This window comes from uncultured Arthrobacter sp. (genome assembly GCF_902805515.1).
Lineage (GTDB): Bacteria > Actinomycetota > Actinomycetes > Actinomycetales > Micrococcaceae > Arthrobacter_D.
In genome coordinates this window covers 1-14,743 of sequence record NZ_CADCTE010000053.1, presented here as the reverse complement: position 1 = coordinate 14,743, position 14,743 = coordinate 1, and the positions used below count along the sequence as shown (strand labels likewise).

At 68.8% G+C, this 14,743-nt stretch carries 16 protein-coding genes; 8 read left to right on the top strand and 8 right to left on the bottom strand.

Annotated elements, in window-relative coordinates; genetic code table 11:
- The 3 genes from QZX79_RS04310 to QZX79_RS04300 all read right to left on the bottom strand — a co-directional run.
- On the bottom strand, positions 1-2,092 hold a 2,092-nt coding region (locus QZX79_RS04310; protein WP_294565177.1), incomplete at its 3' end, for a DEAD/DEAH box helicase.
- A 47-nt stretch (positions 2,093-2,139) separates the two neighbouring features.
- Positions 2,140-2,802 carry a DUF4232 domain-containing protein gene (locus tag QZX79_RS04305; protein ID WP_294565175.1) on the bottom strand — a complete coding sequence of 221 codons (663 nt, stop codon included), beginning with the start codon at positions 2,800-2,802 and terminating at the stop codon, positions 2,140-2,142.
- An 86-nt stretch (positions 2,803-2,888) separates the two neighbouring features.
- Positions 2,889-3,350 (bottom strand): 23S rRNA (pseudouridine(1915)-N(3))-methyltransferase RlmH, encoded by a 462-nt coding sequence (locus tag QZX79_RS04300; protein ID WP_294565173.1) that lies wholly within the window; start codon positions 3,348-3,350, stop codon positions 2,889-2,891.
- Between the two features lie 163 nt (positions 3,351-3,513).
- On the opposite strand from QZX79_RS04300, the gene QZX79_RS04295 reads away from it, so the two are divergent.
- The 6 genes from QZX79_RS04295 to QZX79_RS04270 all read left to right on the top strand — a co-directional run bounded on the left by QZX79_RS04295 (position 3,514) and on the right by QZX79_RS04270 (position 10,227).
- A complete protein-coding gene (locus QZX79_RS04295) occupies positions 3,514-4,968 on the top strand; it encodes a bifunctional cytidylyltransferase/SDR family oxidoreductase (protein WP_294565170.1) in 1,455 nt (484 codons plus the stop codon).
- A complete protein-coding gene (locus QZX79_RS04290) occupies positions 4,965-6,506 on the top strand; it encodes a class I SAM-dependent methyltransferase (RefSeq protein WP_294565167.1) in 1,542 nt (513 codons plus the stop codon). The genes QZX79_RS04295 and QZX79_RS04290 overlap by 4 nt, the downstream gene beginning before the upstream one ends.
- Positions 6,503-6,736, top strand: a complete 234-nt coding sequence (locus QZX79_RS04285) for a hypothetical protein (protein WP_294565165.1) — start codon at positions 6,503-6,505, stop codon at positions 6,734-6,736. Before QZX79_RS04290 ends, QZX79_RS04285 begins: the two co-directional genes overlap by 4 nt.
- A 117-nt stretch (positions 6,737-6,853) precedes the next feature.
- A complete protein-coding gene (locus QZX79_RS04280; protein ID WP_294565163.1) occupies positions 6,854-8,197 on the top strand; it encodes a family 1 glycosylhydrolase in 1,344 nt (447 codons plus the stop codon).
- The gene (locus QZX79_RS04275; protein ID WP_294565161.1) at positions 8,187-9,320 is read left to right on the top strand and encodes a glycosyltransferase; all 1,134 of its coding nucleotides are present in this window, start codon (positions 8,187-8,189) and stop codon (positions 9,318-9,320) included. The genes QZX79_RS04280 and QZX79_RS04275 overlap by 11 nt, the downstream gene beginning before the upstream one ends.
- Positions 9,321-9,336: 16 nt before the next feature.
- A complete protein-coding gene (locus tag QZX79_RS04270; protein WP_294565159.1) occupies positions 9,337-10,227 on the top strand; it encodes a phosphodiesterase in 891 nt (296 codons plus the stop codon).
- A gap of 12 nt (positions 10,228-10,239) precedes the next feature.
- Here the strand turns inward: QZX79_RS04270 and QZX79_RS04265 are convergent, their stop codons facing one another.
- Complete coding sequence (locus QZX79_RS04265; RefSeq protein ID WP_294565157.1) at positions 10,240-10,491, bottom strand: hypothetical protein; 252 nt, start codon at positions 10,489-10,491, stop codon at positions 10,240-10,242.
- A 112-nt stretch (positions 10,492-10,603) separates the two neighbouring features.
- Entirely contained in the window at positions 10,604-10,846 is a 243-nt protein-coding gene (locus QZX79_RS04260; protein ID WP_294565153.1) for a hypothetical protein, read from the bottom strand.
- 178 nt (positions 10,847-11,024) lie between these two features.
- Between QZX79_RS04260 and QZX79_RS04255 the strand changes: the two genes are divergently transcribed.
- On the top strand, positions 11,025-11,567 hold the full coding sequence (locus QZX79_RS04255) for a hypothetical protein (RefSeq protein ID WP_294565150.1): 543 nt from the start codon (positions 11,025-11,027) through the stop codon (positions 11,565-11,567).
- Between the two features lie 41 nt (positions 11,568-11,608).
- Here the strand turns inward: QZX79_RS04255 and QZX79_RS04250 are convergent, their stop codons facing one another.
- Genes QZX79_RS04250 through QZX79_RS04240 form a run of 3 tightly spaced genes read right to left on the bottom strand, consistent with a single transcriptional unit; the run spans position 11,609 to position 13,987 of the window.
- Positions 11,609-12,505, bottom strand: coding sequence for a sucrase ferredoxin (locus QZX79_RS04250; protein ID WP_294565146.1), 897 nt, complete (start codon positions 12,503-12,505; stop codon positions 11,609-11,611).
- Between the two features lie 7 nt (positions 12,506-12,512).
- Positions 12,513-13,706: a cupin domain-containing protein gene (locus QZX79_RS04245; RefSeq protein ID WP_294565143.1), complete on the bottom strand. Its 1,194-nt coding sequence runs from the start codon at positions 13,704-13,706 to the stop codon at positions 12,513-12,515.
- Positions 13,707-13,708: 2 nt separating this feature from the next.
- Positions 13,709-13,987 carry a BatC protein gene (locus QZX79_RS04240; RefSeq protein ID WP_294565140.1) on the bottom strand — a complete coding sequence of 93 codons (279 nt, stop codon included), beginning with the start codon at positions 13,985-13,987 and terminating at the stop codon, positions 13,709-13,711.
- Positions 13,988-14,186: 199 nt separating this feature from the next.
- Here QZX79_RS04240 and QZX79_RS04235 point away from each other — a divergent pair.
- The coding region (locus QZX79_RS04235; RefSeq protein ID WP_294565138.1) for a type 1 glutamine amidotransferase domain-containing protein at positions 14,187-14,743 on the top strand (557 nt) is incomplete at its 3' end.

Sequence of the window (14,743 nt, the reverse complement as noted above, 5' to 3'; positions counted from 1 at the left end):
GCTCGACCGGCCGGCCCAGGGAGTCGCCCTTCCAGAACGGCAGTTTGCCGGGCTGGCCAAAGGCGGGGGAGACGAGCACCCGGTCGTGGGTGATCTCCTCGATCCGCCAGCTTGTGGCACCGAGGGCGAAGACGTCCCCCACCCGCGATTCGTAGACCATCTCCTCGTCGAGCTCCCCGACCCGCCGGCCACCGGCCCGGGCGCCTTCGCCCTCGGAGCCGACGAGGAAGACGCCGAACAGGCCGCGGTCGGGGATGGTGCCGCCGGAGGTGACGGCGAGGCGCTGGGCTCCGGGGCGCCCGGTGATGGTCCCCTCGGTCCGGTCCCAGATGATCCGCGGCCGCAGCCCGGCGAACTCGTCGGAGGGGTACCGCCCGGCGAGCAGGTCGAGGGTGGCGTCGAAGGCCGAGCGCGGCAGGGTGGCAAACGGCGCCGACCGGCGCACGACGTCGAACCATTCCTCGACGTCGATGGTGCCCAGCGCGGCGGCGGCCACCGTCTGCTGGGCCAGGATGTCAAGCGGGTTGGCGGGGATGGCGAGGGGCTCGATCTTGCCTGCGAGCATCCGCTCCACCGTCACCGTGGTGTTCACCAGGTCGCCGCGGTGCTTGGGGAACAGCACGCCCTGGGAGACCTCGCCGACCTGGTGCCCGGCCCGGCCCACCCGCTGCAGGCCGCTGGCCACCGACTGCGGGGACTCAACCTGCACCACGAGGTCGACGGCGCCCATGTCGATGCCCAGCTCCAGGGAGCTGGTCGCCACCACGCAGCGCAGCCGCCCCGACTTCAGGTCGTCCTCGATCAGTGCGCGCTGGTCCTTCGACACCGACCCGTGGTGGGCGCGGGCCAGCAGCGGCTCGGCGCCCGCGCTCTGCCCGGCCTGCGCCATGATCTGGGCCGGCGGCGAAGCGGGCGCGGCGGCCGGTACGCCGCGTGGAATCGGTTCAGCGGAATCCAGGGCAGCGGCATGCGGTTCCGCGGCACCAAATTCTCCACCGGCTGCCCCGCCGAAGGCGTCCCCGGACCCGTCTCCCGCGGACCCATCTCCGGCGGCCCAGGCGGCGTTGCGCTCGAGGCGTTCGGCGTGGATTTCATTGAGCCGGGCCGTGAGGCGCTCGGCGAGCCGGCGGGAGTTCGCAAAGACGATCGTGGAGCGGTTCTCCTCGATCAGGTCGACGATGCGTTCCTCGACGTGGGGCCAGATGCTCGCCTGCGGGACCGCGTCGCCGTCGGTCCCGCCGGGGCCTCCGGTGGCGCCGCCCAATTCGGTCATGTCCTCCACCGGCACCGAGACGGTCAGATCCCACTTCTTGGCGGAGGGCGGAGCCACGATCTCCACCGGGGCGTTGCCGGAGAGAAACCGTGCGACGGTCTCGCGGGGTTCGACGGTCGCGGAAAGCCCGATCCGCTGCACCGGCTTGCCCAGCAGGGCATCGAGCCGGGCCAGGGATACCGCCAGATGTGCGCCGCGCTTGGTGCCGGCGACGGCGTGCACCTCGTCGACAATGACGGTGTGCACCTCGGACAGCGTCTCCCGGGCCTTCGAGGTGAGCATCAGGAAGAGCGACTCGGGAGTGGTGATGAGGATGTCCGGTGGGCGGGTAAGCAGCGCGCGCCGTTCGGCCTGTGGGGTGTCACCCGAACGCACCCCGACGGTGATTGAGGGTGCGGGAAGGCCGAGTCGGCGGGCCGTCTGGGTGATGCCGATCAGCGGGGCGCGGAGGTTGCGTTCGACGTCGACGCCGAGCGCCTTCAGCGGGGAGATATAGAGCACCCGGGTGCCGCGCGCCGGCACTGCCGGCGCCTTCTTGGAGCCGGTGGAGCCGTTCGAAGCGGGTGCTGAATGCTCCCCGTCCACCAGCAGGCGGTCAAGGGCCCAGAGGAAGGCCGCGAGGGTCTTGCCCGATCCCGTCGGCGCCACCACCAGGGCATTCGATCCGGCCGAAATGGCCTTCCAGGCGCCCTCCTGCGCCGCGGTGGGCGCTGAAAAAGCACCGGCGAACCACTCCGAGGTGGCTGGGGTGAACCTGCTCAGCACCGATGTCACCCCAACATCATCCCCCACACCGCCGACATTCGAGTGTGCTGACATTATTCACTCCGGGCGCACCCGGAGGGCGATGGTGGGGCGGCGCCGGGTCAGCCCGCGGGCTGCAGAGCGTCCACGGTCATCAGGACGATCGATGAGGCGGAGCAGGCGGTGGTCTCCTGCGGCAGGACGAGGGAGTCGGTCGCACCGGGAGGGTAGACGCGCACGCCGGCGGCGGGCACCGCCCCGCAGTCTGCGCCGTAGTTGCCCGCGTTGACCTGCTTCAGCACCGCCGTCGCGGAGGCACCGGATTCGAGCGTGAAGGCCGTGCCCGCCGCGCCGCGGTCCGCGGGCGCCCCGAGCTGCGTGCCCGCCGCGTCAACATAGGACACCCCGGGGTAGCCGGACATTTCGCAGGCGTCCCCGGAGGTGTTGGTCAGCGTCAGGGTCCGGTAGACACTGCCGGCGGCTCCGGCGCCCGGCTCGGTGGTCACCGCACCGGACAGATCGGCTGCGGTGCACATCCCACCGTCACCGGCGGTCGGTTCGGGATCCGCCTCAGGGGTCGAGGAGGGTAACGAGGAGGGCGACGGCGCGGGCGGAGTCGACGGCGCCTCCGACGCGATCTCGGAGGGCGACGCCGACGCTGCCTCCGAGGATGCCGGGGCCTCCGCTCCGGCGGGTTGGGAGGACGCCGGCGCGCACGCGCCAAGCAGGGTGGCGGTGCCGATGGCTGCTGCGGCGAGGATCCAGTGCGGGGTACCCGAGGTCATGAAGCAACAGTAGACGTGGTGCCCCTGTGACGCACGAGGTTAAGGGCGTGCTGGAGATTGAGTTCCCCGATCGTTATGGAAGGGGGCTATTCGTGGTGGTAGGAGCGCCGCCCGGCAATCTCCTGCGCCCGGTAGACCTGCTCGGCGAGGATGAGCCGGACCAGCTGATGCGGGAACACGAGCTTCGACAGCGACAGGACGAAATCGGCGCGCCGGTGCACCGTGTCATCGACGCCGTAGGCGCCGCCGATGAGGAAGCTCACCGGGCGGGAGGCGTCGAGGGCGCCGCCCAGGGTGCGGGAGAAGGCGGGTGAGTCGATGGACCTGCCCCGCTCGTCGAGCAGGATCACGTAGTCGCGGGGCTCGGTGGTCTTGGCCAGGAGCCGCTCCGATTCCTCGGCCCGGGCGGCGTCGCCCTCGCGGGCCGAGTGCGGGAGGAACTGCCAGGACAGGTCAAAGGGCTTCTTGAGGCGCTTCTCATAGCGGGCAATTCCGTCGGAAACCCAGCTCTCATGTTTCCGGCCCACGGCCAGTACTCGGATTGCCATTTCCTCAGGCTACCGCCCCGGAAGCGGGCGCCCGGAAAGGTTCCCAAAGGGTTAACTGCGGCCAAAGCGCAACCGTCACGGAGATGAACAAAAACAGTGCCCGTCCTAGAGAAGTATCAGTACGCTTACCAAATTCCGATGGAACCGAAAGGCGGGTGGAGAGATGGCGCATTCCAAGGACAGCAAGCAGCTACCGGGTGGAGGTCAAGCGCCCGGCGGGCGGACCATCGCCGTCATCCTCGCCGGGGGAGTCGGCACGCGGATGGGGCTCGACATCCCCAAACAGCTCGTCCCCATCGCCGGCAGGACCAGCCTCGAGCACACCGTCGACATCTTCTCGACCTGCCCGGGCATCGACGAGATCCTGGTGATGATGGACCCCGGCAGCATCGCCCGCGCCCGGGAGCTCCTTCCCGCCTCACGTTTTCCCCGCCTCTCCTCGATCCTTGAGGGAGGCATTGACCGCAACGACACCTCCTACCGCGCGCTGCAGGCCATCGCGGAGCCCGGGGCGAAGGTGATCTTCCACGACGCGGTGCGCCCGCTCGTCGATTCCTCGATCATCCGCGCCTGCATTGACGCGCTCGACACCTATGAGGCAGTCGATACCGGCATCCCGTCGGCCGACACCATCATCGAGGTCGACGAATCCAACATCATTCGGGCCGTTCCGCCGCGGTCCTCCCTGCGCCGCGGACAGACTCCCCAGGCCTTCCGCTGGGACACCCTGATGGACGCCTACTCCCGGGCCCGGCAGGATCCCGCGTTCGCGGCCACCGACGACTGCTCCGTCGTGCTGAAGTACCGCCCGGACGTGCCGATCATCGTCGTCCCCGGGCATGAGGCGAACATCAAGATCACCCACCCCATCGACATCCACCTCGCGGACAAGCTGTTCCAGCTGAAGAACCAGAAGGTCGAACCGGTGCCGTTCCCGGTCGCCAGCCTGCGTGGCGCCACCGTCGTCATCTTCGGCGGCAGCTCGGGCATCGGTGAGGAACTGGCCCGCCAGCTCGACGCGGAGGGCGCCAATGTCGTCTGCCACAGCCGCACCGGTTCGGGCACCTTCGTCGAGGACCGCACCTCGGTGGCCCGGGCCCTCGCCGGGGCGTCGGCGGCGTACGGGCGGATCGACCATGTCGTCCTGACCGCGGGCGTGCTCACCATCGGGGCCCTGGCCGAACTCAGCGACGAGCAGATCCGGCACGACGTCGACGTCAACCTGATGGCGGCCTTCGTCGTCGCTCAGGAATCCCATTCGTACCTGTCCGACTCGCAGGGCTCGCTGCTGCTCTACTCCTCCAGTTCGTATACGCGCGGCCGGGCGAAGTACACCGTATATTCGGCGACGAAGGCCGCCGTCGTGAACCTCACGCAGGCGCTCGCCGACGAGTGGGGCGAGGACCGCATCCGGGTGAACTGCATCAGTCCCAGCCGGACGGCCACGCCCATGCGCGTGAAGGCCTTCGGTGTCGAGGATGAGCACTCGCTGGTCCAGGCCGGGGAGGTGGCCCGCGTCAGCGCCCAGGTGCTGGCCTCGGACCTCACCGGGCTGGTCTTCGACGTTCGGCTGCCCGCAACGGATCCGCTGCACGTGCCCCTGGAAACCGCGAAGTGAGCGCCTTCTTTGCCGCCGACACCAAGAGCCTGACCGTCACCGGAACGGACCTCAGCCCGGGCTCGGCCGTCTCGGTGCTGCTCGCGGGGCGGCGCATCTGGACGTTCCGGGTGCCCGAGGAAGGCTCCGGCTGGGACGGCGTGACGGTCGAGTGGCCCCCGGCGCTCGCCGAGCGCCTCCGGGGCAGGGCGCGGCTGGCGGTTGAGCGGGACGGCACCCTGATCGGCGAGCAGCCCGTCCAGTTCGACGAGAGCGACACCGAACTGCTGCTATGCGAGCCGGCCACCGGCATCCCGCTCGTGGTCAATAAGTGGGGCAGGATCGCGCGCTCCTTCGAGGGGCGCGAGGCCTCGCTCGTCGAGGGGGTCCTCGACGAGGCCGAACGGCTCATCGAGCTGGTCCGGGACCGGGCCGGGATCGAGCTCTTCGTCACCGGAGGAACGCTGCTGGGCCCGGTGCGCGACGGGCGGATCCTGCCCAACGACGACGACGCCGACCTTGCCTACCTCAGCCGGCACGAGAACCCCTCCGACGTCGCCCTCGAGAGCTACGAGCTCGAGCGGATGCTCGTCGCCGAGGGCCACGAGGTGGTGCGCCACTCCAGCGGGCACCTGCAGCTGATGTACCCGGGCGGAACGGTGACCGACCGGTTCTACCTCGACATCTTCACCTACTTCGTCTGTTCCGGCTGGTTCCACGGCACCTTCCACGCGCGGGAACGCGCCGACCAGGTGACCGTCCTGCCGGTGAAGCCGGTAAACGTCAACGGCAGGATGCTGCCGGGTCCCGCGGAACCGGATGAAATGCTCACCGCCATCTACGGTCCCGGCTGGAGGACCCCCGACCCGGCCTTCCGGTTCGTCACTCCGCCCTCGGCCGGGCGGCGGTTCTACTGGTGGCTCAACCACTTCGACGTCGACCGCGAGAACTGGGAGGACCACCACCGGGCCGAGATCTCCGCCGATCCCTCGCCGCCGCCGTCGACCTTCGCACTCGCCACCGCCCGCCGGCTCGCGCCCGGATCCTCGGTGCTCGACCTCGGCTGCGGCCTCGGCGCCGACGCCCGATACTTTGCCGGGCAGGGTCATTCGGTGCTCGGGGTGGACTACAGCAGGCCCGCCCTGGTGTTTGCCCGCACCGCGGGGGATGGAGGCGGGCGGCTCCGGTTTGAGCACACGAACCTTTACATGGCCCGGCACGCGATGGGCCTGCGCAGGCAGTGCACGCAGCTGCCGGGGCCGGTGCAGGTGTACGGGAACCAGCTCTTCAACGCACTCAGCCCGCTGGGCTGGGACACGACCCTCCAACTCGTAAAGCACCTGCTGGCGGAACCGGGGGCACGGGCCCACTTCGAGGTTGGAATCGGCGGTGAGGTGGGATCCCCGAGCTGGATCGAGTACCGGCCCGTGGAGTGGCGCAGGTTCGAAGAGCAGCTGGCCCGGTACGGAATGGAGATCGACGAACGAGCGGACGTGCCATTGTCGGAATCGGCAGGCGCCGAGGTCCGCAGGGTGATTGTCAGGAGGGTGGAATCGTGAATGCTGTGCTTGCGAGATTGAGGGAGCCGGGGCGGAAACTGCTTCGGGCGGCGATCCCCGGGATCCTGGCGAGAATCGACGCCATTCCTGACCTCCAGCGGGAGGTCGAGGACCTGCGTGCCGAGGTGATCCGCCTCGATGCGGATCTCGACGAGTCGCGGCGGCTCAATCTGCGCGCCGCCGAACTCCTCGACACCGTCTATGAGGAGCTTGGCCGGCGCCCGGTGTGACCGGGGCCAAAAGGCAAGCAGAATTTTTCCTCGCCCCAAATAGTAAGCCGCCTTATTGTTTGGGAATTCAGCATCATCCGGAGGCCTTGCCGCCTCCGCAACCGTCAGGAGGGCCGCATGGCATTCAGCACTGACCCGCCCGGACCGCCCATTGAAATCATCGGCGGGTTCGAGAGCACGTTCCTGCCCGCCCATGACCGCGACATCTTCGAAACCACCGAACACGACGTCCGCTGGCGGGAGGACCTCGACCTGCTGCACCGCTCGGGGATCACCCGGCTGCGCTACCCGGTCCGGTGGCACCGCGTCGAGGCGGTCCAGGGCGTGTTCGACTGGTCGGCGACGGACGAAGTGCTGAACCACCTGCGTGACAACGGCTTCCGGCCCATCGTCGACCTCGTCCACCACACCAGCTATCCCACCTGGCTGGAGGGCGGCTTCGCCGATGCCGGGTTTGGACCGGCCTATCTGCGTTACGCCGAGGCCTTCGCCCGCCGCTATCCATGGGTGGAGGAGTACACGCTGTTCAACGAGCCCTTCTCGACCCTCTTCCTGTCCGGGCACGAGGCCATCTGGCCGCCCTACCACTCAGGGCTCCAGGGCTTCATCGACCTGCTCGCCAACGTCCTTCCCGCTGTCGCCGAGGCGAGCCGTCTCTACCGGGAGCTGCTGCCGGGCGCCCGGCACGTCTGGGTCGACACCTGCGAGTTCCATACCGGATCCGATGCTCCCGGCCAGGCGTACGCCGACATGGCCAACGAGCGCCGGTTCCTGGTGATCGACAGCTTCCTCGGGCGGGGCTATGACCCTGAGAGCCAGCTCGGGCGCGACCTCGCCCCGGTGGGAGGGGAGCGGCTGCAGGGCCTCGAGCCCGGTTTCGTGGACGTGCTCGGCCTCGACTACTACGCCCACTGCCAGTGGAACTTCTCGGTGGACGGCGGAACGGCCCCCACCCCGACGCCGCTTCCGCTGGCCGACCAGATCGGGCAGTACTGGGAGCGATACGGCCTTCCCTGCGCCATCACCGAAACGAACGTGCGTGGGCACACGGGCGACCGGGCCGGCTGGCTCAAGTACGTGCTTGAGCAGTGTGAGGAGGCGCAGGCGCGCGGCGTCGTCGTCGACGGCCTGTGCTGGTTCCCCGTGATCGACTCGACCGACTGGGACTCGCTGCTGTTCCGCTGTGACGGGCACATCGACCCGGTCGGCGTCTATTGGCTCGATGAACAGCTGGACCGCCGTGAATCGGTGATGTCCTCCGCGTATGCCCGTGCCGCCGCTGGCGTCCGGGCCGTCGATCTGCCGGCCTACCGCTTCGCGGAGCCCGTGAATACGTGGCTGCGCGGGTATTTCCCGCAGATGTCCCACTGGAACTTCGAGGTGCCCCCGAGCACCGATATCGGTTCCAGCCTCCCCCGTACCACCACTCGAATGGAATTGAGGATCGTCGATGCAAAGTGAACTCATAGTCCTGTCGCACCTACGGTGGGATTGGGTCTGGCAGCGTCCGCAGCAGTTGATGTCGCGGCTCGGCAAGGCACCGGCCCGCACCACCTGGTTCGTCGAGGAGCCCCTCACCCCCGCTGGCGTCGAAGTGCCCCGGAACCGCCTCGGGACCCAGCAGGTGGATGGACTGACCCGGGTCTGGCTTGAGATTCCCGAACAGGGACGGCATGTTGGCTTCTTCGATGAGGTGCTTCCCGACTACATCGAGCAGCTCCCGCAGCTCGTGGGCCCGCCGGCCGGTGAGCGGGTGGTCTGGATCTACACGCCGCTGGCCCTCGAGGCGGCGCTCGCGCTCCAGCCCACAACCCTCGTCTACGACGTGATGGATGACCTCGCCGCGTTCAAGGATGCGGCTCCTGAGCTCATCGTGCGCCAGCGCCAGGCATTGCGCCGCGCCGACGTCGTCTTCGCCGGTGGCCGCTCCCTTCACCGTTCGGTGGTGAGGCAGGGCCGTGAGGACGCGCACCTCGTGCCCAGTGGGGTGTCGGTCGAGCACTACGCCGCCGCGGGCCGGCATGCGAAGCGGGACCGCGAGCGCCCGGTGGCCGGGTACGTCGGCGTCCTCGACGAGCGGCTCGACCTCGGACTCCTGGCGGACCTCGCGGCGCGGCTGCCCGGGTGGGATCTCCACATGATCGGGCCCGTGTGCAAGATCGACCCGGCGGACCTTCCGCAGGCGCCGAACATTCGATACCTCGGACAGCAGTCCTACGAGGACCTTCCCGGCCTGATGGCGGCGCTCGACGTCGCCCTGATGCCCTTCGCCCTCAATGAGGCGACCCGCTCGATCAGCCCCACCAAGACCCTTGAGTACCTCGCATGCGGGCTGCCGGTCGTCTCGACCCGGGTGCCCGACGTCGTCGCGGATTTCACCGGCGTGGTGGACCTGCAGGACGACGGTGCGGGTTTCGCCGCAGCGTGCGGGCGGCTTGTCGGCCAGGCCGGGCGTGCCCCCTCGCCCGAACTGAAGCGGCTGCTGAGGCGCCACCACTGGGACCGGATCGCGGGCCTGATGGAGAAGCTCGTGTTCACGGGCCAGCTGCATCCCGTCCAGTCCACCGAGGAAGCCACGGCCTGACCAGGAGGAGTATCAAGTGAGACCCGCGGTGTCGCGAGAACATCCACCGGCAGACCACGTCATCCTGCACCTCAGCGACACCCATCTGGTGGCGGACGGGCTGCTGTATGGCGGGGTGGACAGCGGAGCGCGGCTGGCGGCGCTCCTTGAGCAGACGGTGGCCTCCGGCGTCGAGCCGGAGGCCCTGGTCTTCACCGGGGACCTGGCCGACAAGGGGCATCCGGAGGCGTATGCGAGGCTGCGCGGCATCGTCGAGCCGATCGCCGAGCGCCTCGGTGCGAAGCCGATCTGGGTGATGGGGAACCATGACGACCGTGCCCGGCTGCGCACCGGCCTGCTCGGGGAACCACCGGAGGAAGCGCCGCTCTACGGAAGCTATCGGCTGGGTGGACTGCGCGTGATCACGCTGGACACCTCGGTCCCGGGATACCACCACGGGGAGATCTGCGCCGAGCAGTTCACCTGGCTCGCCGATCAGCTCGCGCATCCCGCCCCCGAGGGCACGATCCTGGCGATGCACCACCCGCCGGTGCCGATGATCCAGGACCTCGCCGTCCTGACGGAGCTGCGGCGCCAGGACGTGCTGGAGGAGGCGCTGCGGGATTCGGATGTCCGGCTGATCCTCGGGGGGCACCTCCACTTCTCCTCCGCCGGGACCTTTGCCGGGATTCCGGTGTCGGTGGCCTCGGCCACCTGCTACACGCAGGACCTCACCGTGGAAGTGGGCGGGTCACGGGGGCGGGACGGTGCCCAGGCACTCAACCTGGTGCACGTCTACCCGGATACAATCATCAACTCGGTGGTGCCGATCGGGTCTTTTCCCACCGTGGGACAGTACGTCTCCCCCGAGGAGACGCAGCGGCGGTTGGGCATTGCGGGCGTGGGTGGCACGGTCCGCAAGCAGTAAGGCCGCAGGCAACTAGTTCCCGGAATTGCCCTGGCCCGGTCCCCTGCGCTGCGCCCGGTAATGCCGGATCAGCGTTCCTATGATCAAGAGGATCGTCAGCGGACCGGTTACCGCAAGGACGGCCTTCGGACTGTCATCGTCGTAGGGGAAGGCCTGAGATGTCAGCAGGATAAAGGACACGAGGGAAATCCACAGGAAGCGGGGCGAAGGACCGTATTCCCCGCTGGGTTCCTCGGATTCCTCGGGCTCATCCGTCGCTGGCATTCCTCCCACCCCCATCCTGGTTGGAGCCCGCACCCGAGGAGCAGGTTCCGCCTGCCTTATCAGGCGAGCATAGAGCCCGATGGCGGGCCGGGCCAGAGGCTAGAGCTGAGGCTCAGCTGTTGATGTCGCCGTCGCGCCGGTCCAGTGACGTGACGTAGTCCTGGAAGTGCTCGGGCAGCCGGAGCTGTCCGGAGTCCCTGGATACGCTCGTCCACCAGTCCGCCCCGCCGACGTGGGTGAGCTCCTCCAGGGTGTCGGCACTGAGCGGAGCATTCGGATCGGACTTGAGGAGGTCCTGGGTGCGTGGCGAAAGCTTCGCCCACACCTCGGCGTCATTGGCGTGGTCATCTCTCATGGCGGAAGCCTACGCCCGTGAATCCGGCGGCCTCAGCACGGCGGTTTCCTTGACAGGGGAGGCGTGGGTCGGGCTCTCCCCGGTGAGCCGGGAAATGTAGGTGAAACCGCAGGATCCCGAAATTAGGATGTAGGTACGTTGCCACGGCCCCGTCAGCGGCTCCAGTGTCGGAGGAATCATGAAAAACTCATTCGCCCTTACCGCTGCTCTACTGCTCGGAATCGGCCTTTCGGCCTGCAATGGTGCGGAGCCCACAGAATCGCCCGGGGGAGTGCCTTCTGCGACCCAGGACGCAATCGGGGAAGCCCCCGCCACTCAGAGCGCGGCGTTCGGCGACACGGTGACCTTCGAGGGGGATGTGGAGGTGACCGTTGAATCCCGCGGCTTCCAGTCGGCCTCCGGAAGTGCGCCTGGTGCGGTTGAGGGCCGCTATGCGGTCTTCGAGATCACGGTGGTCAATAACGGCCAGGAAGAAGTGGACGGCGGCCTGATGAACCTTCCCCTGGTTCGTGCCGGTGACGCCGGGACAGCGGTTCAGCCGGTGGTCGATTCGGACACGGGCATCGGGGGAGAACTCTTCTCGACGATCCCGCCCGGAGACACCCAGACGGCGCAGTTTGCCTACGGCATCGCCGAGGCCGATGCGGACATCATCCAAATGGAGATCGCGGATCCGACCGGGACCGGCGAGGACGCCATCTACCAGGGCGCCATCGAATAGGAGCCTGGACCTTTCTGACCGCTCGAGGAAGAGTCCGAGTTTCACTTTGCAGTGATCGAAACCGTTTCGTACACGATGACCGAGCCCGCCGCCGGTGCGCGGCAGGTCAACTGTTCGGGCGGCGCCCGGTAAGTCCGCAGTTCGACGTCGATCTGTGCCGGGTGCGGCGGGGGAGCGGTGAGGCGGATCCGCCAGCGGTCACCGTGGCGGGTGGTCCCGGCGACCGTATAGTCCCGCCGTCCCGCCGGACCGAAGCGTTCGAGCGCGGCGGCGACAGCGGCCTGCTGGGGCTGGAGGAGATCGGTGTAGCCGCGCAGATGCTCCGCGTGGATGGAGTCGGCGAGGTGTCCTTCGACCGTGGCCACTGACGATGCGGCATCGAGGCCGCCGTAGTACACGCCATCGGGCGCGACGACGACATTGGCCGCGAACCGGTCACCGCCCACGTGGGAACATTCCCACACCAGCTCCGGCCAGCGCTCCTCCAGGGCACGTCCCACGGGCCGACCGCGAACCGCGCAGCAGGTGTCATGCAGGCCATGGGCGCAGACGAGGAGGACCGGCGGGTGGCCGAGTTCGCCCGGTCTGCTGAGGGCAGCGGCAATCTCCGCCAGGTCTTCTTCCTGCGTCCACGACCCCCAAAGCTGCCGATGGGCACCGGAACCGTCATGGCGCAGGACGGCCCATCGCTGAGGCCCTTCGCGCCGCCGGCGGCCGTGCCGCCGCACCAGCAGCACCCGTGCCCGCGCGGCCTGGGCGGCGGCGGTCACGAGGGCTTTCGTGTCAGGCTCAAGGGGAAGGCCGTCGAAGCTGTTGAACGGCCACCTGCCGCGGTATTCGATGAGGACCCAGACGACGTCGTTCGGCGCTGTGCCTGCCATCGAGTCGCCGCGCATCCGGGCACTGCTGGCGCAGAAAAAGCGTCCCGGGGCGGTCATCGCGGCGTCACTGTTCAGCGGGAATCAGAACCCCCGCGCGCAGCAGCCTCTCGACGAGTTCACCGCCCAGATTGTTCGCAGTGTAGGCGCCGCCGTTGAGCAGGCGCTTCACGGACGGCAGGTCCGCCTCTGGGAAATCGAGCCAGCCCACTCGGGTGCTGAGGCGCGATCCTTCAAGCCGCGCCTCAAGCGCACCGCGTAGCCGCACGCTGGAGTCGGGGCCGAGGCCCTCGACGGCCGCGAGCTGGGCCAGCGGTCCCAGCGGCGCCGGGCGTCCCTGTCCCCGCCGCGTGCGGTGGAACAAGGGGGCGGAATCGGCGTCGGCGACGGCGGCGGCGAGGCGTTCGCGGACGACGTCGACCTCCCCGGCCGGTCCGTCGACGCCCAGGGGAAGCGTCCGGCGCATCTCGGGATCGTCGCGGAGCAGCGCAAGCGCGGCCTGGGCGAGCTGTTCGGCCAGCGCGTAGCGGGTCCAGCTGTGGATGCCGAGCGTGAGGTGGATGGAGACCTCGCCCTGCGCCTGGGCGGCGTGCAGCCAGCCGCGCGGCAGGTAGAGGACATCGCCCGGTTCGAGCAGGGTGTCGATGTAGGCCTCGCCTTTCGCGGCGTCGGCGACTTCGGCGCGGCGGTCGGTCCACACCTGATCACGCAACGGGTCGGGGAGGACCGGCTCGTGGATGATCCAGCGCTTGGTCCCCTCGATCTGCAGGACGAAAACGTCATGGACGTCGTAGTGGTCGTCGAACCCGCGGTTCTGGGGCGGGGTGATGTAGGCGTTGGCCTGCACCGGATGCCCGAGCTCGGTGCTCAGCCGGGCGTTGAACTCCGCGATCGGTTCCCAGGTGCGGTGGAGCGCCTGCAGGACCAGGGTGGCGCCGTCGGCGAACTTCCGCCACAGCGCGGTGTCATCGAGCTGGTCGGAGATGGTGGCGCCAACGCCGGCCGGGGCCGTGAAGGAGGAGTCGGGGAACGTCGAACCCTCCTTGGCGACGCGGAGGAAGGGGGTGCGCAGGCCGCGGCGGGAGACCAGTTCGTCGACGGCGTCGGCGGAGAACAGGTCGGAGAAGTCGCCCACGCCGCGCGTGAGCAACGCCGTCCGTCCCCAGACCTCGCGCGCGAACTTCTCGCGGTCGATGTCGATCAGGCGTGTCTCCAGAACCCCCGCGCCGGGGCGCGCGGGGTCGTCAGGAGGAGTGCGCAAGCTCAGATGCCCGCTCCCGCGTCGGCTCCGCCGTCGGCACCGCCGTCCGCGCCTCCGTCGGCACCGCCGTCCGCGCCTCCGTCGGCCCCGCCGTCGGCACCGCCGTCCGCTCCGCCATCAGCCCCGCCGTCCGCTCCGCCGTCCGCCCCACCATCGGCACCGCCGTCGGCCCCACCATCGGCTCCACCGTCCGCGCCGCCGTCGAGAGCGCTCGGGACGCCGGTTACGTCACCATCGGCCGCGATGTCCGGCTGGCTGGGATCCTGCTGTGGTTCAGTCATATTTCCTCCTGAGAGTCGAATACTTCTCGTACCTGATCACCGCACCGGGCGGTGCTGAGCGCTGCCCAAGCTCACCCTATCGGCACAGATCGGCCGAGGGAACAGCCCGCGAACTCTTGCTCTCCAGGAGTGGAAGTACGGTATGGCGGACCCGAAGAGGGCGGGGCGTAGGGTGGAAGTCGGACGAAAGGAGCACTTCATGAAGAAAATCCTCATGGTACTGACCAGCGTTTCCGAGATCGGCGACACCGGGGAGAAGACCGGCTACAACGTAGCCGAAGCTGCACACCCCTGGAAGGTCTTCAAGGATTCCGGGCATTTCGTCGACTTTGCCTCGATTCAGGGCGGCCGGCCTCCGCGCGACGAGGTGGATAAGGATGATCCTATCCAGGTCGCCTTCACGGAGGACGAGACCACGCGTGCCGGCCTCTACAACACCGCCCGCGTCGACGTCGTCAATGCCGACCAGTACGACGGCGTGTACCTCGTGGGCGGCCACGGCACCATGTGGGACTTCCCGGACAGCGAAGGCCTGCAGAACCTGGTGGCCAGCGTCTACAACGCCGGCGGCGTTGTGGGAGCGGTCTGCCACGGACCGGCCGGCCTGGTGAACGTGGAACTGGACAACGGGTTCCGCCTTGTCGAGGGGCGGAGGGTCGCGGCCTTCACGAACGAGGAGGAGGTTGCCGCCGGTAAAGACAAGGTCATTCCGTTCTTCCTGGCCGACCGGCTCAAGGAGCAGGGTGCCACCCACGT